Origin of the sequence: Pseudomonas antarctica (assembly GCF_001647715.1) — a bacterium.
GTDB classification, from domain to species: domain Bacteria; phylum Pseudomonadota; class Gammaproteobacteria; order Pseudomonadales; family Pseudomonadaceae; genus Aquipseudomonas; species Aquipseudomonas antarctica_A.
Genome location: NZ_CP015600.1, coordinates 5840458 through 5860066, shown reverse-complemented (window position 1 = coordinate 5860066; position 19609 = coordinate 5840458). Strand labels below are relative to the sequence as shown.

At 58.0% G+C, this 19609-nt stretch carries 15 protein-coding genes and 1 tRNA gene; 8 read left to right on the top strand and 8 right to left on the bottom strand.

The features are described from left to right. Positions 1-30 precede the first annotated feature (30 nt). From A7J50_RS26665 to A7J50_RS26655, 3 genes are all read right to left on the bottom strand, one after another. The gene (locus tag A7J50_RS26665) at positions 31-825 is read right to left on the bottom strand and encodes a carbon-nitrogen hydrolase family protein (RefSeq protein ID WP_064454406.1); all 795 of its coding nucleotides are present in this window, start codon (positions 823-825) and stop codon (positions 31-33) included. A 10-nt stretch (positions 826-835) separates the two neighbouring features. Further along, complete coding sequence (locus A7J50_RS26660; RefSeq protein WP_064455019.1) at positions 836-2518, bottom strand: flavin monoamine oxidase family protein; 1683 nt, start codon at positions 2516-2518, stop codon at positions 836-838. 167 nt (positions 2519-2685) lie between these two features. Next, positions 2686-3132, bottom strand: coding sequence for an Lrp/AsnC family transcriptional regulator (locus tag A7J50_RS26655; protein WP_064454405.1), 447 nt, complete (start codon positions 3130-3132; stop codon positions 2686-2688). A 286-nt stretch (positions 3133-3418) separates the two neighbouring features. Here A7J50_RS26655 and A7J50_RS26650 point away from each other — a divergent pair, with 286 nt between their 5' ends. The 7 genes from A7J50_RS26650 to A7J50_RS32350 all read left to right on the top strand — a co-directional run bounded on the left by A7J50_RS26650 (position 3419) and on the right by A7J50_RS32350 (position 9606). After that, positions 3419-4849: a tyrosine-type recombinase/integrase gene (locus tag A7J50_RS26650; RefSeq protein WP_064454404.1), complete on the top strand. Its 1431-nt coding sequence runs from the start codon at positions 3419-3421 to the stop codon at positions 4847-4849. A 25-nt stretch (positions 4850-4874) separates the two neighbouring features. Then, positions 4875-5567, top strand: coding sequence for a hypothetical protein (locus A7J50_RS26645; protein WP_156526310.1), 693 nt, complete (start codon positions 4875-4877; stop codon positions 5565-5567). A 183-nt stretch (positions 5568-5750) separates the two neighbouring features. Then, complete coding sequence (locus A7J50_RS26640) at positions 5751-6551, top strand: hypothetical protein (RefSeq protein WP_064454402.1); 801 nt, start codon at positions 5751-5753, stop codon at positions 6549-6551. A 172-nt stretch (positions 6552-6723) separates the two neighbouring features. Next, positions 6724-6921 carry a helix-turn-helix transcriptional regulator gene (locus tag A7J50_RS26635; RefSeq protein WP_064454401.1) on the top strand — a complete coding sequence of 66 codons (198 nt, stop codon included), beginning with the start codon at positions 6724-6726 and terminating at the stop codon, positions 6919-6921. Between the two features lie 3 nt (positions 6922-6924). Then, a complete protein-coding gene (locus A7J50_RS31070; RefSeq protein ID WP_237140868.1) occupies positions 6925-7209 on the top strand; it encodes a helix-turn-helix domain-containing protein in 285 nt (94 codons plus the stop codon). 464 nt (positions 7210-7673) lie between these two features. Further along, positions 7674-9035, top strand: coding sequence for a DUF3987 domain-containing protein (locus A7J50_RS26630; protein ID WP_167353712.1), 1362 nt, complete (start codon positions 7674-7676; stop codon positions 9033-9035). Between the two features lie 367 nt (positions 9036-9402). Beyond that, on the top strand, positions 9403-9606 hold the full coding sequence (locus A7J50_RS32350) for an HGGxSTG domain-containing protein (RefSeq protein WP_082896000.1): 204 nt from the start codon (positions 9403-9405) through the stop codon (positions 9604-9606). Between the two features lie 242 nt (positions 9607-9848). On the opposite strand, the gene A7J50_RS26625 is transcribed toward A7J50_RS32350, so the two are convergent. The 5 genes from A7J50_RS26625 to rpsU all read right to left on the bottom strand — a co-directional run bounded on the left by A7J50_RS26625 (position 9849) and on the right by rpsU (position 18365). Continuing rightward, positions 9849-9925, bottom strand: a tRNA-Ile gene (locus A7J50_RS26625). A gap of 15 nt (positions 9926-9940) precedes the next feature. Continuing rightward, positions 9941-13684: an EAL domain-containing protein gene (locus A7J50_RS26620; protein ID WP_064454399.1), complete on the bottom strand. Its 3744-nt coding sequence runs from the start codon at positions 13682-13684 to the stop codon at positions 9941-9943. A 135-nt stretch (positions 13685-13819) separates the two neighbouring features. Beyond that, positions 13820-15670 (bottom strand): RNA polymerase sigma factor RpoD, encoded by a 1851-nt coding sequence (gene rpoD / locus A7J50_RS26615; RefSeq protein WP_064454398.1) that lies wholly within the window; start codon positions 15668-15670, stop codon positions 13820-13822. Between the two features lie 67 nt (positions 15671-15737). Continuing rightward, complete coding sequence (gene dnaG / locus A7J50_RS26610) at positions 15738-17708, bottom strand: DNA primase (protein ID WP_064454397.1); 1971 nt, start codon at positions 17706-17708, stop codon at positions 15738-15740. Positions 17709-18149: 441 nt separating this feature from the next. Beyond that, positions 18150-18365, bottom strand: a complete 216-nt coding sequence (rpsU, locus tag A7J50_RS31060; RefSeq protein ID WP_002551877.1) for a 30S ribosomal protein S21 — start codon at positions 18363-18365, stop codon at positions 18150-18152. A 203-nt stretch (positions 18366-18568) separates the two neighbouring features. On the opposite strand from rpsU, the gene tsaD reads away from it, so the two are divergent. Next, complete coding sequence (gene tsaD / locus A7J50_RS26600) at positions 18569-19594, top strand: tRNA (adenosine(37)-N6)-threonylcarbamoyltransferase complex transferase subunit TsaD (RefSeq protein WP_053258326.1); 1026 nt, start codon at positions 18569-18571, stop codon at positions 19592-19594. Positions 19595-19609: the final 15 nt, after the last annotated feature.

Genomic DNA, 19609 nt, shown 5'->3' with positions numbered 1-19609 from the left:
TGTTAACAAACCGCTAACAAACCGGCTGGGTCAGGGCTTGTGCAGCGCGCCGTATAGCTCGGGGCGTCGATCCTGGAGGTAGTGGTTGGCAGCACGTGCGTCCGTGATGGCTTGGCGATCCAACTGCCCGACGATCAAGGCTTCATCCAGGCCAGCCTGGGCGATTCGCTGACCATTCGGCGCGGCAATGCTGCTTTGCCCGCAGTATTGAATCTCGTCCTCGTGCCCGCAATAGTTGGCATAGGCCACATAACACTGATTTTCAAAGGCCCGCGCTCGCACGGTCACGTCGGCGACGAAGTCGAACGGCACCATGTTGGCGGTGGGCACCAGGATCAGTTCGGCCCCGGCGAGGGCCAGGCGACGGGTGTTTTCCGGGAATTCCAGGTCATAGCAGATCAGAAAACCGAGCGTCCAACCGTTCAATTCCACCAGCGGGAAATCGTCCTCCCCGGCGCTGAACATCGAGTGATCCAGGTCGCCAAACAGGTGGGTCTTGCGGTAGTTGCACAGGCGCTGGCCGTGAGCGTCGATCAACTGCACGGCGTTGTAGATCTGCCCGTCCTCGGCCCGCTCCGGGTAGCCATAGAGGATCGCCAGCCCGGCGCTTTTCGCCAGGTCGGCAATCGTCTGTGCTGACGGCCCGTCCTGGGCTTCGGCCAGCGCGCCAACCGCTTCGGCACCGATGTTGTAGCCGCTGAGGAACATCTCCGGCAGCACCAGCACATCGGCACCCGACGCTTCATGCGCGAGTTGGTGCAGGCGCTTGAGGTTACCGGCGACATCCAACGGCAGCGGTGGGCATTGGTATAGGGCGACGCGCATGTTCAACTCCTTAATCGGCCAGGGCGATCGGTCCGATTTCATCAAATACGTCACCCGGCCCCGGGTTCTCCGAGTGAGTGCTGCCACCGAAGTGAGTCATGATGCCCCACACCGCGTTCAGCGAAGTCTGCACCGCGCCTTCCACCCAGGCGGGCGTCCAGGACACGTCGTCACCGGCGATAAAAATCCCGCGTTGTTCGGCGGGCATGTCCTTTTGCATGAAGTGCGCATACATCCGCTGGTTATAGCGATAGTGGCCGGGCAATGCACCTTTGAACGCCCCGAGGAAATGCGGGTCGGCTTCCCACGATACGGTGATTGGGTCGCCGATGATGCGCGCCTTGATGTCGACTTTCGGGTAAATCTTCTTCAGCGCGTCGAGGGCCAGCTTCACGCGCTTGTCGATGGGCTGCGGCAGCATTTTCAGCGCGTCGCTCATCCACGAGTACGACAGGCAGATAACCCCAGGCTTGTCGTCGCCGTTGTCGAACAGGTAAGTGCCACGGGTCAGGCGATCGGTGAGGGTCATGCTCATCAGGTCGCGGCCGGTTTCCGGGTCTTTGTCTTTCCAGAACGGGCGGTCGACCATCACGAAGGTTTTCGACGACTGCATGTAGCGCGTGCGGTCCAGGGCCATCCACATTTTTTGCGAGAACAGGGTTTCGTCGCATTCGATCTGGGTGGTCAGCAGCCAGCTTTGGCAGGTGGTCAGTACGGCGGCGTATTCGCGGGTGTCGCCGTAGTTGTCGGTGACGGCGAAGCGGCCATCGGCGGCGTGGGCAATGCGTTTCACACCCGCCCGTGGCGCGCCGCGATGCAACGAACTGAGGCTGGTGCCGGCCGGCCAGTGCGCACAACGCTCCGGCACATGGCGCCAGATGCCCATGGGCACTTGCGCCACACCGCCGACCACCAGGTGTTGATGGTCGTCGCAGTTGGTCATCACCACGCGGAAGATCTCGAGCATCGAGTTAGGGAAGTCCGAGTCCCAGCCGCCGGTGCCGAAACCGACCTGGCCGAACACTTCGCGGTGATGGAACGACAGCTTGGCGAAGGCCTTGGAGGTGGCGACGAAGTCATAGAAGGTGCGGTCGTCCCACAGCGGCACCAGCTTATTCCACAGCGCTTTGAGGCGTGGCACGTCGCGGTCGCGGATGGCCTGCTGGATATCACCGAACTGCGAACCGGCTTCCAGCGCATCCGCCCAAGCATCGGCAACTTCCTGGAACAGTACCGGCAAGTCGGAGATTTTTTGCGCGTAGTGAGTCTGGCCTTCGAGGTCGATAACGGTACTGCCGGAGGCCGGCGTCAGCGGGTTGGGGAAGGGTTTGGTTTCCAGGCCCAGCTTGTCCACATAGTGGTAGAACGCGGTGGACGACACCGGAAAACGCATGCCACCCAACTCGGCGATGATGCCTTCGGCCCCTTCAAACGCCTGGGAGCGCAGGCGACCGCCCATTTTCGAGGCTTCATACACCACGGGCTTGAGGCCCAGCTTCATCAGCTCGTAGGCGGCCACCAGACCCGCGATCCCGGCACCGACAATCGCCACTTCGGCGCCATGGTTGGCCGCCGGGATGCTGCCCAGACCGGCCGGGTGCTCAATCCAGTCATCAAAGGCAAACGGAAAGTCCGGGCCAAAGATGGTGATAGGTTTTTTACCGTCGGCGGGGTGGCGATTGGTTTTGCTGATGGTGCTGGACGGAATGCTCATGGCTGACCTTACTGGCGACTCGGCGGGATTCAGCCCGTTGAGTATAGGAAAAGATGGCAGCCAGTTTAGGGAGCGTTGCGTTCGTTAATAAGACGCAAAGTGTCGTCGGATTGGATTGTTTTTAGTCAAAGTGACGAAGTTGTAAGTCAGATTGGTTGGCCACGATCCAATTTGTTACTGAGGATGATCGAGGTGGTGGTTTTCTCCACGCCATCGACGCTGCCAATCTGGTCCAGCAACTGATCCAGCTGTTCCGGCGAATCGGTGCGCAGCCAGGCCACGTAATCGAATTCGCCACTCACCGCACACAGCTGCTGCACCTGCGCCATGGCGCTGAGCCGGCGCAACACTTCCTTGCCCGAACGCGCTTGTACGGTGATCCCGACATAAGCCTGCAAACCACCATCGATCACACGCTGCCCGAGGCGCACGCCATACCCGGTAATCACCTGGGTTTTCTCCAGGCGTGCCAGGCGCGACGTCACCGTGGTGCGCGCAATACCCAACTGCCGTGCAAGCATGGCCACGCTTTCGCGGGCGTTGATCTGCAAGGCGGCGATCAGTTGGCGATCGATTTCATCCAGGGCGGGCAAGGGGAGCTCCAGTGCGGGCGGCAATGGGGCGCCATGTTACAGGTTTGCGTGGGTGTGGAGGTGGTAGGCGAACAGCTGACAAAAACCTCTACGCCAGATACACGAAAGCCGCGCAGTGCGCGGCTTTCTTGTTTGGTGGGCCCAGTAGGACTCGAACCTACGACCAAGGGATTATGAGGCATGAGATTACTTAATTCTGTGTAACACTATGGAACGCTAAGGCCAGTAAATACAGGCGTCTAAGCCTGATTTATCGTTTCGTGACATTTCCCAAAAAACCCTTATATTGCTGGCATTCGTTGAGCAATTCGTTAAGCGGTTTGAGGGGCTGAAAGTGGCGCAGAAACTGGCTCACAGCAAAATCACTGCCTTGAAAAAGGGCACTTTGTCCGAGGCTTTGGACGTGAAGGGCTCCGGTTCACTGATCTTTGAACGTAGGATTAGTGGAATATTGGTCTACCTGTCTCTGCGCCGTGACGGTAAGCAAGAGCGGCTCAAGCTAGGCGGCTACGATGATCGAGCCCTAGTCGATTGGCGTACCTATGCCGCTGCTAGGTCGCTGGAGGTGCGGGAGTTCTCTACCATTGAGGATTACCAGGTCGCCCAAAGTGAGCGCCAGCGCACCGTGCAGCGAGCCGCCAATCTGGAGGCCAGGCAAGGCACTTTTGCGCAGTTGCTCGACGCCTATGTCGAGGATATGGAAAGACGCGGCAAGACCAGCGCCAAGGAAGTGCGCGGCGCTCTAAAACTGAATGTGCTAACCCCATTTCCTGAGCTATCCACCCGCAAGGCTAAGGAGGTCGAGCCCGGTGATATTGCCGAGCTTCTGCGCCATTGCCTAAACCGGCCTGTCGCCAGCAAAGGGCGCGGGGTACGGCTGACCAAGGCCAACGCCACCAACGGCAAGAAGCGCCAAGCGGACAAGCTGCGCAGCTATCTGCAAGCGGCATTCTCCTTTGGGCTGGCGAACGACCTTAACCCACTGCGTGCCGGTGACGCCGTTCAATATGGATTGAAATTCAATCCAGCGCGTGACGTACCGACCATCGAGGGCGCTAACCAGGCTAACACTTGGGCACTGACCAAGGATGAATTGAGGGCTGCCGTTCTCGCTGTCGAGGACCTACCTGAGCGTCGCCGTGCTATCGCCAAGGCCATGCTTTACCTAGCCGGGCAGCGCGTGGAAATGCTCTGCCGTGTTACCTGGCAGGACCTATACGACGATGGCGAGCATGGCCCGGTAATGCGTTTGCTGGATCTGAAAGGTGGCAAGGGCACCCCGCCGCGTGAGCATCTTCTGCCAATGGTCGAACGCCTGGGCGAGATTATGGCCCCGTTGCTAGCCCTGGAGAGCGAAGGTAAAGCCCCTGGCCCGTTCTCACTGCGCGGCAAAGTGACGATTGCGCCGGGTACTGCACTGGATATTTTTCAGGATCTGGGTGAACGCCTGGCGGGAGAGGGCAAGGCCCGCCGTTTCACCTGGCGCAACATGCGCGCAACTATCGAAACCCATTTGGCAGCCCTGGGCGTGAATCAGGAGCGCCGTGCCTGGCTGTTATCGCATGGTCGGAGCGGGGTACAGGCAAAGCACTATGACCGTTGGAACTACCTACCGGAAAAGCGTGCTGATTTGGACGGGTGGGCGCGCTACTTGGATGAGCTTGTGGGAGTCGTGCCTGCTGGAAACGTGGTGCAACTGAGGGGTAGGCATGGTTAGCAGGAATAAGAGTCTTGAAAAGAGAATGGCGGTCATGCGCAAGCCTGGGAGCTACTCCGATGTGGTTTATGGGTTGGAAGGTTATTTATTTGGTTATTTGGTGAAGGAGAAAGGTGCGACTCCTGATATTGCTCTTTCAGGACTCGCTCATGACTTGGCTAGATGTAATGCAAGGCCTCTTGCTGTTTGGTGGGAATTTGAGGATCAGGGATTGCCGAAAGGGGGGGTGGTGCCTGAAGAGTTCGACTTTGACCACCAGATGCACTTGAAAAAGATTAGAGACTCTGCGGATACGCTATATAAGCTCTTGAATGAAAGGAGAACACCTTTAGAGTTGAGTTCTGCAATTGGTGCGACGGAGGCCATGTTTCTGACCCCCGCAGGAACAGTCGGAAGTCGAACGCTGGAGAGATCGCTTCTGTGTCGGCTTGGTGATTTAATTTCTTTAATACCAGATGTTAAACCCACTGAACTCGCTCAAAAGGTTAAAGGCGGGAACATGATTCGGCAGGAGGCCATTCGCGCATTGCTTGCCATTTGGGCGCGGGCGGGTGATGGCGAGCCGAAATTTCAGCGAAAAGGCTCGGCAGGTGGAGCAACGGGTCCATTTGCTGAATTTTGCGATGGAGTCTTGAAAGCGGTAGGTATTAAGACAAATGGCTTGGAGGCGCTGATTAGAGAGGCCGAGGAAATTTGGCGAGAAGGTTCAGCTTCTTAATCCCCATCTAAGAACGATGGTGCCAATGCTGCTGGCGTACGAATCTGTGAGGGAGGGCAGGTAGCTGCCATTACTACCGCGAACAATCGGCCTGACTTTTCAACCGGCATAATGTCAGACACCTACAAACACCGGAGAGCCTACATAAACGGGCCCTCATCACTGCTAAGGAGAGCTTGCGCCATGACTCACATCCACAAAACTATAGGGGCCCTTTTGCTCCCGATAGCTGTTTTGATCTCTGACTATGCTCTCGCCGAAAATCAGGATTGCCTCAACGGCTATGAATTTTTGAAGTCCCAAAGAAAGGGTGATGGTATAGCGCTGCCGCACACGGGGCTAGAAATGAACTCTCAATATGATACTCACCAGGTTTGTTACAGGGGCAAGGACGTTACCCAGTGGGCGGCTGGCCTTGGAATGGAGATTACATCCGGCAGCAATGGCTTTTTTAAGAATGGGACTGTTGCCATTGTTACAGCACACGAACGGCTGGAGGACGGTCGAGGTTACTGGGCAGGTGACTACAAAGCCGCGCTTATCCTACTTCGAGTAGATGAAGAAACGGGCGAGCTGAAACGCACTATGCTTGCGACTCAGAAGCAGGACAATGATCCGACAAAGACAATTGAGGATTTTCACTTAGCCGGCTATGACGAGTTCAACAAGGTTGTATATTTCGAAACTCCGGCTTTTGCTACTGCTAGCGCAATATACTCTTTTCCGGTCTTCCCTGTACTTCAAGGTGAGAAACCGGTTCTCAAGTATTTTGGGCCGGGTAGAATCGATTTCGTGATGTTTGACTTAGGGACTAGTAACGCTTCAAGAAATATTGGAAACGTGCTGGTCTGGCGAGATGAAATTTTTCCAGATCGCGGTAGGGATGAGGTTTTGTATCTGATTAATTCTGCTGGAAAGCAGATCTGTAAAGTCGACTCTACCGACCCGGGATACCGATTTAACCCCGTCTGCATAAATCATTAGCATAGTGATGATTGCAAGTGCGGTACGTCCGACCTCAGCTTTGAGGGGAGGGCTGGTGTGTTGACTAGAGGATTGATGGAAAGGTAATCAATCGCTCACCAATCCATCAAACGACGAACCTTTTTAAAAACTTTTAGATGGGGCCTCTGCTAACTATGTGAGGCTTCATGAAATGAACCAATCAACCGACACTATTTACCGCAACAAAGCCGCCGCAGATTACCTGGGCGGTATCTCGCTTGTGACCCTTTGGCGTCTTTCCCAGACCGAGGGCTTCCCTCGCAAAATCAAGCTGAGCACCCGTGCCGTGGGCTATCGCAAGTCCGAGCTTGATGCCTGGCTGGCTACCCGTCAGGGCGAGGTGGCCTAAATCATGAACAAAAAAAAGGCTGACCAAACGGCCAACCATAATCACTCACCTTGCCATTCTACTAGCGCTTTCGCTCAACGTGCCCGCATTCTTGAGCGCCTACGCGAAGGCCCAGCCGACACCCTGTCTCTTCGTTGTGATTTGTCTGTCTTAATGCCTGCGCCGCGCGTTCTTGAGCTTAAACAACGCGGCTTTGATATCGAGACGCACCGCATATCAACTATCGACGAAAACGGAACCGTCCACCACGGCGTGGCGCTGTACGTATTGCGAGAGGTGGCCAAATGAATATGGCCGTTGAGCTTGACGACGATCCGTTTAGCCCCCCCGACATTGGCAATGTACCCGCTAGAGACGAGCTACCAATAGAAGCGTATGCGGGGGCGTCTAATGCCGAATTTCAAGACCGTCACGGGCATTATGATGACCTGCCAATAGGTAGGGACTCCAATACGCCGACAAAGGCGACTGAGCCGTCTGCCGAGCTTGTAGCTGATGGCGATCCGCTTGCCAACGAGACGAGTACCGCGCCTCCTGTTGAGCGGTTGTATGACTTTGGGCTGCCACCCAAAACTCAACGACTAGGAATGTACGATCAGCAAATAGCACGTATGAGGGGGCCTTTAGAGCCAAGGACTGTACCTAGCCGACCATATTTTCCTGAGACTCTGGAGCCGTGCCCCGAGCCGCGCCCGTTATTGCCTGAATTGGAGGCCGCAGAGCCCTACCCTATCTTGGCGTTGCCGCCCCTTATGCGTGATGCCGTCCAAGCCATTGCTGAGCATGTACAGGCACCGTTGGCGCTGGCTGCGCAGTGCGTTACCGGCGCGACTGTCTACTTGGCGCAGACCCGTGTTAACGCCCCGCATATTAACAACCCTGATGGTATGCCTTGCTCACTGTTCACGCTGACCTTGGCCGACTCTGGCGACCGTAAGAGCGAATGTCGGCGCTTGGCTTCCAAGACGATAGACGAGGCCGAAAAGAAGGTCCGTACCGATCACAAGAAAGCCTGCGAGGAGATGGACTCGTTTGCACGGGGACTTAAAGGCAAAGAGCTAAAGCAGCACTTAGCGGATAACCCACGGCCAGCCGACCCGCGCACGCAATACACCGATGCCACGTTTGAGCCGATTGCCGGGGCATTTATTCGCGGTATGCCTGCTGCAAGTTGGGACACTGATGAGGGGGGGCAGGTGCTGGGCGGTGCATCGCTCAAAGCAGACACCCGCGCCGCAACCCTGGGCGCCTTGGTCAAAGCGTATGACACTGGAGGCTTTGAGCGCACTCGGTCACAGGGCAACGAGGAAGGCTCCGGCGTTGCCTATCACCGCCGCCTGAGCCTTAACCTGCTGGCGCAGGCAGTGACGGTGCGTGACGCCTTGGCCGATCCGCTGTTGCGTGGTCAGGGCTTCTTGCCGCGCTTTCTGTTCGCCAGCCCAGCCAGTATTGCCGGGACACGCGTTCTCACTGCTGAGCAGTTAGGCCGAAAGGCGTATACCGACACACGACTACAGCGCTACTGGGCGCGTTGTGAGGCTATTGCAGCAACCCCCCAAGCAATTGACTACGAGACAGGCGAAGTTAAGCCGCCCGTGCTGCAATTGACCCCTGAAGCCGAACAGGATTGGCTTGAGTTCTACAATGAGGTTGAGGGCGAGCAATCCTCCCTCGGTAAGTTCGCCAATCTGCGCCCCTTTGCTGGCCGCGCTGGTGAAATTGCCCGCCGCGTAGCTGCCGTATTTGCCTGCTTTGAAGGTAAGACCGAAATTGACGAAGAGTGTATGTGCCGTGCTGCTGCGATAGTCCGCCACTCACTTTCAGAATGGCGGCGGTATACGGACAGTGCTGTACCTGACCCGTTACTACAGCAGGCAGCAGCGCTAATGGGGTGGCTACGCGATCCGAGGCGGGCTGATGACTGGAAAGAGTTCCACCGCGACAAGCTGGGCAAGTCAGGGCCGCCCACCACCCGCAAGAGTGCCAGGGAGCGCGACCGATTGCTCGCCGTGCTGGCGGCGCATCACCACCTGCTAACCACTGACGGCAAGCACTTCAGCATTAACCTGTCTGCGGAGGCTGAGGATTTTGAGGAATCTGCGGAAAGCCAGTAATACCGGGCCTTAGTGGTTGAGGAAGTTTTGCGGAAAAGTGCGGAAAAAGGCTGCATCGCTAAAAATCCTCAACCTTCCGCAAACTTTCCGCAGTCGCAAACCTAGCAATGGCGGGGCTTTCCGCAAAATCCGCGAAATCCTCAGTATTCAGGTAGGGCAAGCCCTTGAGGCCCGAACAATTCCTGAGCAATCCTCAGGCTCAGGCTCAGGCTCAGGCTCAGGTACGCATCGCACGCGCGGGACGATCACAAAGACACCAACCAACGGAGCGCGACCAGTGACCAACGATCAAGCTGAACTGCGCAAGCTGTGGGTAAAGCACAACAAGGTGAGCAAGGCCATAACGCTTGCCTGGCTTGCCGCAGGAATGCCACACGGACAACTCTTTGCCCTGCCGTACCCCGATGAGCTACGCGGAATGATTTGCGGGGCTAAGATTCGGGCGGGTACGCCATGTAAGCGCCGTGACCTATACGCCAGTGGCCGTTGTCGTTTGCATGGTGGCCTATCTACCGGGCCGAAGCGTAAACCGACAGGCGCCCCTTGGGGAGTGCTAAGGCCGACCCCATGAGACCCTGAGTAATCATAAGGGTCAGGGCACGCATCGCGCGCGCGCGCGTAGTGGTCGCCTATTTCCAACCAAACCTGGCAGTTGCTGGGCTTTTTTGTGCGTGTATTGAAAGCATCCGGCGAGAAGTGGCACTCAAGTGCCGATGACGGGTAGCCGCCAGCATTCGTTTAGCAGTTCGTTAGAAATTTGAGTCTATAAATACAAACGGCCTACTCAAAAATGACGTAAGCCGTTGATTTTATTGGTGGGCCCAGTAGGACTCGAACCTACGACCAAGGGATTATGAGTCCCCTGCTCTAACCAACTGAGCTATAGGCCCTCAGTAGGTCGCGGATTATAACGACGGTTTCCCCGCTGTGCCATCCGAAAAGTCTGAAACCCTCATATGAAGAAAAGCTTCGGCAAAAAGCTCGGGCGGCAGCGGTAGGCTGACGATGTAGCCTTGCATCTGTTCACAGCCTTCGGCCGCGAGGAAGGCCTGTTGCGCGGGGTTTTCCACGCCTTCGGCGATGATGGTGAATTGCATGCTGTGGCCCAGGGCGATGATGGCGCGCACGATGGCGGCGTCGTGGGGATCGTCGGGCAGGCCGCGTACGAAAGACTGGTCGATCTTGAGGAAGTCCAGCGGCAGGCGCTTGAGGTAGCTGAGGGATGAATAGCCGGTGCCGAAGTCATCGATTGCCAGTTGCACGCCCAGTTGTTTGAGCTGGTGCAGCACCTCCAGCGCTTCTTCGGCCTGGCTCATGATGAAGTTTTCGGTGATTTCCAGTTGCAGGCAGCCGGGCTCCAGGCGGTAGTCGCGCAAGAGTTGTTCGATGCGCGCTAACAGGCCGGGATGACGCAGTTGCGCGCCAGCAAGGTTGACCGACAGTGGGCCGAAACCCTCATAGGCGGTTTGCCAGGCGTGCAGCTGCCGGCAGGCTTGTTCCAGTACCCAGTCGCCAATCTGCAGGATCGTGCCGTTCTCTTCGGCGAGGGCGATGAAGTGTTCGGGTGGCACGTCGCCGAAGGTCGGGTGGTGCCAGCGGATCAGTGCTTCGGCGCCGATCAGTTCCTGAGTGTCCAGGCTCAGCTTCGGTTGGTAGTACAAAAACAGCTCTTCACGCTCGATGGCGCGGCGCAGTTCATGCTCCAGTGCTACGCGCTCTTTGGCTTGAGTGGTGAGGTCGCGGGTGTAGCTTTCAACGCGGTTGCGGCCCTTGGCCTTGGAGCGGTACATCGCGGCGTCGGCGTTTTTGACCAGGGTGGCGACGTCAGTGCCGTCCTGCGGGTACAGGCTGGTGCCGATGCTGGCGCTGATAAAGAACTCGTGCTCGCCGGCCTGGAACGGTGGGGTGAAGCAGGCGAGCAGCTTGTTGGCCAGGTGCTCGGCGTCGCTGGCTTGTTGCAGGCCGGGCAGCAGGATGATGAATTCGTCGCCGCCCAGGCGCGCCACGGTATCGACGTCGCGCAGTTGCTCCTTGAGTCGCACCGCGATGTCTTTGAGCAACAGGTCGCCAACGGGGTGGCCGAGGCTGTCGTTGATGTGTTTGAAGCGGTCCAGGTCGAGGAACAGCACGGCGCCCTGGTTACCGCTTTCCTGCTGGCCGTTAAGTGCCGCCTGCAAACGGCTTTCAAACAGGGTGCGATTGGGCAGTCCGGTCAGCGGATCATGATGGGCCTGGTAGTCGAGGCGGGCCTGGGCATGCTTGAGGCTGGAGATGTCGGCAAACACAGCGACGAAGTGTGTGACCACTTGCTCGCGGTTACGCACGGCACTGATGGTCAGCCAACTGGGGTACAGCTCGCCGTTCTTGCGGCGGTTGGAAATCTCGCCCTGCCAGTGCCCCAAAGCGGTCAACTGGTGCCACATTGCCGCATAGAATGCGCTGTCATGCAGGCCGGAGGCGAGCAGGCGCGGCGTACTGCCGAGGGCTTCGGCTTCGCTGTAGCCTGTGATTTCGCTGAAGGCGCGGTTGACGGCGCTGATGTTCTGCCGGGTGTCGGTGATCAATACACCTTCGGCCGTGCTTTCGAACACGGTGGCGGCCTGTTGCAGTTTTTCCTGCATGAATTGGCGTTCGGTGATGTCCCGCGCGATGGTCAGCATGCAATCTTCATCAGCAATGGGCAGCGGGCGGCTGGACACTTCGCAAAGGCGAATTTGCCCATCACTGCGCCGTATATGGCAGACGAAATCGCGGACAAAACCGTCGCGCTGCATCAGTTCCAGCAGTTGTTTGCGTTCGTTGAGGTCGACCCAAATGCCCAGGTCCAGGGTTGACTGGTCAAGTGAGGTTGCGCTGGTAAACCCGGTCAGTCGGCTGAAACCCTCGTTCACTTCAATCAGTAACCCATCGCTTTGGCGGCTCAGCAGCAAGCCATCCGGTGAGGCGTGGAAGGCTTTGGCGAATTTCTCTTCGGAGGTTTGCAGCTGTTGTTGGGTTTCCTTGAGCTGGGTGATATCACGCACCACCACGACCAGGGCCTCGGTGGTGTCGAGCTGGAACGGCTCCGCGGAGATCAGCCCGGTAAACGCTTGGCCATTGCTGCGCAGAAATGGCATTTCCAGGTTGCGCACGCTGCTGCTTTGGACCCGTTGCAGCAGGTCGGGGCCGACGCCCTGAATGCCCCAGATATTCAGTTCGGTGGCGGTTTTACCGACCACTTCTTCGGCGCTAAGGCCAATCTGATCCTCGAACGCTTTGTTCACTTCAAGCAGGCAGCCATCGGACATCCGTGCAATCACCAGGATGTCCGGGCATTGCTGGAACACCGAGGCAAATTTTTGCTCGGACAGCTGCAAGGCTTCTTCGGTGCGCTTGGCTTCGCTGATATCGATCATCAAGCCGCGTAGCACCGGCTCGTGCCCGTGCTCGATGAGGCTGACAATGTCGCGCACCCACAAGCAGCGGCCGTTGGCGGTCATCACCCGATAATCGATGCTGTGGTCGCGGTTGGCGCGCGTTTCCCGGTAGCAATAGGCTTCAGCGCGCGTCAGGTCGGCGGGGTGGATGATGTTGCGCCAAAAGCCTGGAATCAGCCAATGGGCGCGGGGGTAGCCCAGCAGTTCTTCGGCATGGGGTGATACGTAGCTGTAGGTGAAATCGCTGATGCTGGCTTCCCAGGCGATGGCGGACAGGCTCTCTACCAGGCCGCGATAGTGATACTCGCTGCTGCGCAGTTCCTGCTCAAGGGCGACCCGCCGGGCAATCTCCGAGCTGAGTCGACGATTGATCCGAATCACGATGGCCAGCACGGTACTCAACAACAGCACCGCCGGTAGGCCATATTTCAGCAAGTCGACCCAAAAGGTGCGGTGATCGGTGACGCTGCCGACCCAGTGCTGCTGGATCGCGTCGGTTTCGTCTGAGCTGAGGTCGGCGAGGACTTTGTCCAGAATGCCTACCAGCATTTTCTGATCGCGCGGCACACCCATCGCCAACTGATAGCGGTAGGGCGTTTCGCCGCTGACGTACAAACCATCCAGTTTGAGCTGGCGCAGGCTCCAGACACTGGATGCCAGGTCGCCAATCACGGCATCCACTTCGTCAGTGGCCAGTGCTTGCAGGGCCGAGCTGACATTGGGCATCGCCACCAGGTTGAGATCGGGATGGTGGGTGCGCAGCAATTCGTGAGGCGCGTAGTTCTCCACGACCGCGATCTTCAGGCCATACAGGTCCTTGAGGTTGCGCGGTTGCGCGCCGCCCTCATGGGCGAGGATGACGATGGGGAAATCCAGATAGGGGCGTGTGAAGGCCAGGTAGTTCTGGCGCTCCGGCGTGGACATGATGCCGGGCAGCAGGTCGAGCTGGTTATTTTTTGCCTGCTCAAGCACGGCGGTCCAGTTTACGGGCTCGACCAGTTTGATCCGCACGCCCAGGCGGTCCTGGATCAAGCGAACATAGTCAGCAGCCAGGCCTTGGTAACGGCCATTTTCGTCACGGTATTCGAAGGGTGGCCAGGAAGCATCCACCCCCAGGCGCAGCTCCTGATGGTCCGACAGCCAGCCACGCTCTTCATCAGTAAGAGTCAACGCGCCAGCCGTTGCGGTCCAGGTCAGCAGCGACAGCAGTATCACGGTCGGCAGTCTGGGCATAACGGTCTCGTTATGGCACGGGGAATGGTTCGAGTGTAGACGGGCATTGCGGGAGAGGGGTATTGCGGGGCAGTAAATCTATAGAAAGTAGTCTGTAGAAAGCAAAACCCCCGGCCTGGGCCGGGGGTTCTGGTATCACTCGTCGAGGAAGGAGCGTAGATGCTCGCTTCGCGTCGGGTGGCGCAACTTGCGCAGCGCCTTGGCTTCGATCTGACGGATCCGCTCACGGGTCACGTCAAACTGCTTACCGACTTCCTCAAGGGTGTGGTCGGTATTCATGTCGATGCCGAAACGCATGCGCAGTACCTTGGCTTCACGGGCAGTGAGGCCAGACAGTACGTCGCGAGTCGCTTCTTTAAGGCTCTCAACGGTAGCCACATCGATTGGCGACTGCATGGTCGAGTCTTCGATGAAGTCACCCAGGTGGGAGTCTTCGTCATCACCAATCGGCGTTTCCATGGAGATCGGCTCTTTAGCGATCTTCAATACCTTACGGATTTTATCCTCAGGCATTTCCATGCGTTCGCCCAGCTCTTCCGGCGTCGGTTCGCGACCCATTTCCTGCAACATCTGCCGGGAAATACGGTTGAGCTTGTTGATGGTCTCGATCATGTGCACCGGAATACGGATGGTGCGGGCCTGGTCGGCGATCGAGCGAGTGATCGCCTGACGGATCCACCAGGTGGCATAAGTCGAGAACTTGTAGCCGCGACGGTATTCGAACTTGTCCACAGCCTTCATCAAGCCGATGTTGCCTTCCTGGATCAGATCAAGGAATTGCAGGCCACGGTTGGTGTACTTCTTGGCGATGGAGATCACCAGACGCAAGTTCGCTTCAACCATCTCTTTCTTCGCGCGGCGGGCCTTGGCCTCGCCGATCGACATGCGACGGTTGATGTCCTTGATCTCAGCAATCGTCAAACCGGTTTCGGTTTGAAGCGCGGTCAATTTCTGCTGGCAACGGATGATGTCCGGCTGCAGGCGACCAATGGCTTCAGCGTATTTCGCCTTGCCTTTGGCCAGTGCATCGGTCCAGCTTTCATCAACTTCGTTGCCCGGGAACTGGCGCAGGAAGTCGGCACGCGGCATGCGTGCATCACGTACACAGAGCTGCATGATTGCGCGCTCTTGGGCACGCAGACGCTCAAGGGCACTGCGAACACGCTCAACCAGGCCTTCGAATTGCTTCGGCACCAGCTTGATTGGCATGAACAGCTCAGCCAGGGCCACCAGCTCGGCAATTGCCAGCTTGTTGCCACGACCGTGCTTTTTCAGGGCCTTGCGGGTGATTTCCATTTGATCGGAAACCGCACCGAAACGCTGGGCAGCGATGATCGGGTCCGGGCCGCTTTCGACTTCATCTTCGTCGTCGCTGCTGGCTTCAGCATCGTCTTCTTCGGTGTCGTCGTCGGCTTTAGGGGCCTTCGGGTCGACGGGCGGCGGTACTTCGGCGGCAGGCGGCGCAATACCGTCGTCCGGGTCGATATAACCGCTCAGAACGTCGGACAGGCGACCACCTTCGGTGGTGACGCGGGTGTACTCGGAGAGAATGTGGTCAACCGTGCCTGGGAAGTGCGCAATTGCGCCCATCACTTCACGGATACCCTCTTCGATACGCTTGGCGATTTCAATTTCGCCTTCACGTGTCAACAGCTCGACGGTACCCATTTCACGCATATACATGCGCACAGGGTCGGTGGTACGACCGATATCGGTCTCCACAGCGGCCAGCGCGGCAGCCGCTTCTTCAGCGGCAGCCTCGTCGGTATCGGCGTCCGCCAGCATAAGGGAATCCTTATCTGGCGCAGCTTCGAATACGTTGATCCCCATGTCGTTAATCATGCGGATGATGTCTTCCACCTGCTCTGGATCTGAAATATCCTCAGGCAGGTGGTCGTTGACCTCCGCGTAAGTCAGGTAACCCTGCTCACGACCGAGAACGATCAACTCTTTGATACGAGACTGCTGTTGCGCTTTTCCGGACATAACACCCTATCCACTGAAGGTCTTGGCGGGCAAAAAACAAGCCGAGGATTATACCCGAGCTATGACCTCACACGCCAGCTGAGGTCGGGTTTGATGCGGAAACATTCTGTTTTAAGAGGTCACGCATCTGTTTTGCTATCTGAATTTGCTCTTCAGCCGACAATCCCGGCTGCCTCGCTCTTTTGATGAGTTCATCGAGGGTCTGCGTATGCTGACCCGCGGATAACCTAGTAATGGTGTCTAAAAACTGTTGTTCAAGGTTGTCGCCGTCAATTAGCCACTCCTTTTCTGCAAGTGCTTTAAGGAGGCGGCCTTGTTCGGTGCCATGCCAACGAGCCATCAACTGAATTGAGTTTAGCTTAGGATTTTTCTGTACCGCCTCGATCAAGGCGATCAGTACCTGAGCATAGGTGTTGCTCTCGTTGGCAAAATGGTCGGCGCTTTCCACCTTTCCCGCCAATTGCGGGTGGTGAATAAGCGTTCGCAACGCAATAAGTGTCGGGGCTTCGACCGCCAGGGGCGTGCGTGGGGCGTAGGGCTCATCACGATCACCGCGCTTGCCGTTCTTGCTCCACGGCTTCTTGTCCCATTTTTTACCGCCGGCGCCGGGCTTTTTCGGTGTCCACTCCTGCTGTGGCGCGTAGGCGTCCTGCGGTTGGTGGAAGTCGGAATAGTCCGGCATGGCGTCGTAATCCATGCCTGGGTCGTACGCGGGTGGCGCGTCTTGCGGTGCGTTGTGTACCAGCTGGCTGACGGCCTCGCCGCTCAAGCCGGTTATTTCCAGCAGGCGCATGCGCATCAGTGACTTCAGGTTGGCGCCCGGCACTTTGTCGATCAGCGGTGCTGCGAGGGTGGCCATGTGGGCCTTGCCTTCGAGGGAGCGCGGGTCGGCTTCTTCGGTCAGTTGCTGGAAGAAATAGTCCGCCAGGGGCTGCGCATGCTGATTAATGCGCGCGCGGAAGGCGTCGGTGCCTTCGGAGCGCACCAGGGTGTCAGGGTCTTCGCCTTCAGGCAGGAACAGGAAGCGTGCGCGGCGCCCATCCTGCAGGCTCGACAGTGTGGCTTCGAGTGCGCGCCAGGCGGCGTTACGGCCGGCCTGGTCGCCGTCGAAGCAGAACAATACGTTGGGCACCACGCGAAACAGGCGTTTCATGTGTTCTTCGCTGGTGGCAGTCCCCAGGGTGGCGACGGCATTGCGCAGGCCCTGCTGGGCGAGGGCAATCACGTCCATGTAGCCTTCCACCACGATGATTTCATCGAGGTTGCGATTGTTTTTGCGCGCCTCGAACAGGCCGTAGAGTTCCTGGCCTTTATGAAACACGGGGGTTTCCGGGGAGTTCAGGTACTTGGGTTTATCGTCCCCCAGTACTCGGCCGCCGAAAGCGATGATCCGGCCACGGCTGTCGCGGATCGGGAACATCACGCGGTCGCGGAACCGGTCGTAGCGCTTACCCGTCTCGGCATTTTCCACCAGCAGGCCGGCGTCGATCATAGCCTTCTGTTGCAAGGTGTCGCTGCTCAGGTGCTTGTACAGGTTGTCCCAGCCGGGCGGGGCGAAGCCGAGGCCGAAGTCCCTTGCGATCTCGCCCGTGAGGCCGCGGCCCTTGAGGTAATCGACGGCGGCCTTGCGCTGCGGATGGCTTTTAAGCGCCTGACGATAGAAGTCGGCAGCGGCCGTCAGCAGCGGGTACAGCGGCGAGTCGGTGGGTTGTCGCGGTTTGTGCGGGCGGCCACTTTCTTCGCGAGGGATTTCCATGCCGGCGGCTTTCGCCAGTTCCTCGACGGCCTGGGGGAAGTCCAGGTTGTCGTGGTCCATGATGAAGCCGAGGGCGTTGCCGCCCGCGCCGCAGCCGAAACAGTAGTAGAACTGCTTGTCGGGGCTGACGCTGAACGACGGGGTTTTTTCTTTGTGAAACGGGCAGCAGGCGGTGTAGTTCTTGCCAGCCTTCTTCATTTGCACGCGCGAGCTGACTACATCGACGATGTCGGTGCGGTTCAGAAGGTCGTCAATAAAGCTCTGGGGAATTAGCCCGGCCATGGCGTTCTCGTCATCACTGCGTGTCAATGAGGCCCGTGAAGTGCTCGGGCGCGCAAATTGTGCGGCTCGATCAACTGTCGTCTGCTTGGGCTGTCAGGAAGTGTATCTGCCGAACATTCACTGACGTTAATTTCAATCAGATTTCGGCATGGACATGTTGCCCGGGAGTCCGGTCTTGGCCGTGTGCGGGCCTCGGAAGCTCATCGGTGGGCGCAGTCGATCTGTTGATCGCCTGTTAAAAAATAAGTGTGCTCGTCAGTAGCCTTGTTAGGCTCGTCAGAAGAGACGCGCACCGCTGGCAGAAAAGCCAGTCCTGACGTTTGAAGCAGTGTCTCGGTCGCGTGTGCGGCGTCGACGGTGAAGCATCAAGCGATATCCGCAAATGCCAATAGCCCGGCTGAGGGCCGGGCTTGGCAGAAGCTTGCTACGAACGTCTGTGTATTAGTACAGACGAACGGCGCGGCGCTGCTCGCGCTGAACTTTCTTAGCGTGACGCTTAACAGCGGCTGCTGCTTTACGCTTACGCTCAGAAGTTGGCTTCTCATAAAATTCGCGGCTACGAACTTCAGCCAGAACACCGGCTTTTTCGCAGGAGCGCTTGAAACGACGCAGAGCTACGTCGAAGGGTTCGTTCTCTTTTACTTTGACGGCTGGCATCCAGAGCTACCTTCTTTCATTACCGGGAATCAACGTTCTCGTCGCAAAAAATTCGCGGCTGAGGTCGTCGGTTTTTAAGGGTTGCGGATGTTAACCCCTCATTGCCCGGAATGCAAAGCCTCTGATCGAAAACCGCTAGTCGGGAGGGGGAGTGGCGACTATTATGCGCGCCTTCGAATTCAGCCTCTACAAGGCGCAAACCCATGCTAGTACTGGGACTTGAAACCTCCTGCGACGAAACCGGTGTCGCACTTTACGACAGTGAACGCGGGCTTTTGGCCGATGCACTGTTCAGTCAGATCGACCTGCATCGCGCCTATGGCGGCGTGGTGCCGGAGCTGGCCAGCCGTGATCACGTCAAACGTATGCTGCCGTTGATTCGCCAGGTGTTGGACGAGGCCGGCTGCGTGCCGACCGAGATCGATGCCATCGCTTACACCGCTGGCCCAGGATTGGTCGGAGCCCTGCTGGTTGGGGCTTCTTGCGCCCAGGCACTGGCGTTTGCCTGGGGCATTCCTGCCCTGGGTGTGCACCACATGGAGGGCCATTTGCTGGCTCCGATGTTGGAAAAAACACCTCCAGAGTTTCCGTTCGTCGCTTTGTTGGTTTCCGGCGGCCATACGCAGCTGGTTCAGGTCGATGGGATAGGCCAATACACGCTTTTAGGCGAGTCTCTGGATGACGCTGCCGGCGAGGCTTTCGACAAAACCGCGAAGATGATGGGCCTCAATTATCCCGGCGGGCCGGAAATTGCCCGTCTTGCCGAAAAAGGCGTCCCGGGCCGCTACACGTTCCCGCGTCCGATGTGTGACCGCCCTGGCCTGATGTTCAGTTTCAGCGGCTTGAAAACCTCCGCGCTCAACACCTGGCAACAGAGCGTCAGCGCCGGGGACGACAGTGAGCAAGCCCGTTGCGACATCGCGCTGGCGTTCCAGCAGGCCGTGGTGGAGACTTTGACCATCAAGTGCAAGCGCGCCCTCAAGCAGGCCGGTATGAAGCGCCTGGTGATTGCGGGCGGCGTCAGTGCCAACAAGGCCCTGCGCACTTCGCTGGAAAAAATGCTCGGCGACATGAAGGGCGATGTTTTTTACGCGCGCCCTGAGTTCTGCACCGACAATGGCGCAATGATTGCGTATGCCGGTTGCCAGCGCCTGCAGGCCGGCCAGCATGAGAGCCTGGCGATCAGCGTGCAGGCCCGCTGGCCGATGGAGCAGCTGACACCGTTGTAAGGGCTCACTGTGAGC

Bases quoted from the DNA above. Each gene is read 5' to 3' on its own strand.
- A7J50_RS26665 (WP_064454406.1), bottom strand. From the start codon at position 825: ATGCGCGTCGCCCTATACCAATGCCCACCGCTGCCGTTGGATGTCGCC.
- A7J50_RS26645 (WP_156526310.1), top strand. From the start codon at position 4,875: ATGGCGGTCATGCGCAAGCCTGGGAGCTACTCCGATGTGGTTTATGGG.
- A7J50_RS26640 (WP_064454402.1), top strand. From the start codon at position 5,751: ATGACTCACATCCACAAAACTATAGGGGCCCTTTTGCTCCCGATAGCT.
- A7J50_RS26635 (WP_064454401.1), top strand. From the start codon at position 6,724: ATGAACCAATCAACCGACACTATTTACCGCAACAAAGCCGCCGCAGAT.
- A7J50_RS31070 (WP_237140868.1), top strand. From the start codon at position 6,925: ATGAACAAAAAAAAGGCTGACCAAACGGCCAACCATAATCACTCACCT.
- A7J50_RS26630 (WP_167353712.1), top strand. From the start codon at position 7,674: ATGCGTGATGCCGTCCAAGCCATTGCTGAGCATGTACAGGCACCGTTG.
- A7J50_RS32350 (WP_082896000.1), top strand. From the start codon at position 9,403: ATGCCACACGGACAACTCTTTGCCCTGCCGTACCCCGATGAGCTACGC.
- A7J50_RS26620 (WP_064454399.1), bottom strand. From the start codon at position 13,684: ATGCCCAGACTGCCGACCGTGATACTGCTGTCGCTGCTGACCTGGACC.
- rpoD (WP_064454398.1), bottom strand. From the start codon at position 15,670: ATGTCCGGAAAAGCGCAACAGCAGTCTCGTATCAAAGAGTTGATCGTT.
- dnaG (WP_064454397.1), bottom strand. From the start codon at position 17,708: ATGGCCGGGCTAATTCCCCAGAGCTTTATTGACGACCTTCTGAACCGC.
- rpsU (WP_002551877.1), bottom strand. From the start codon at position 18,365: ATGCCAGCCGTCAAAGTAAAAGAGAACGAACCCTTCGACGTAGCTCTG.
- tsaD (WP_053258326.1), top strand. From the start codon at position 18,569: ATGCTAGTACTGGGACTTGAAACCTCCTGCGACGAAACCGGTGTCGCA.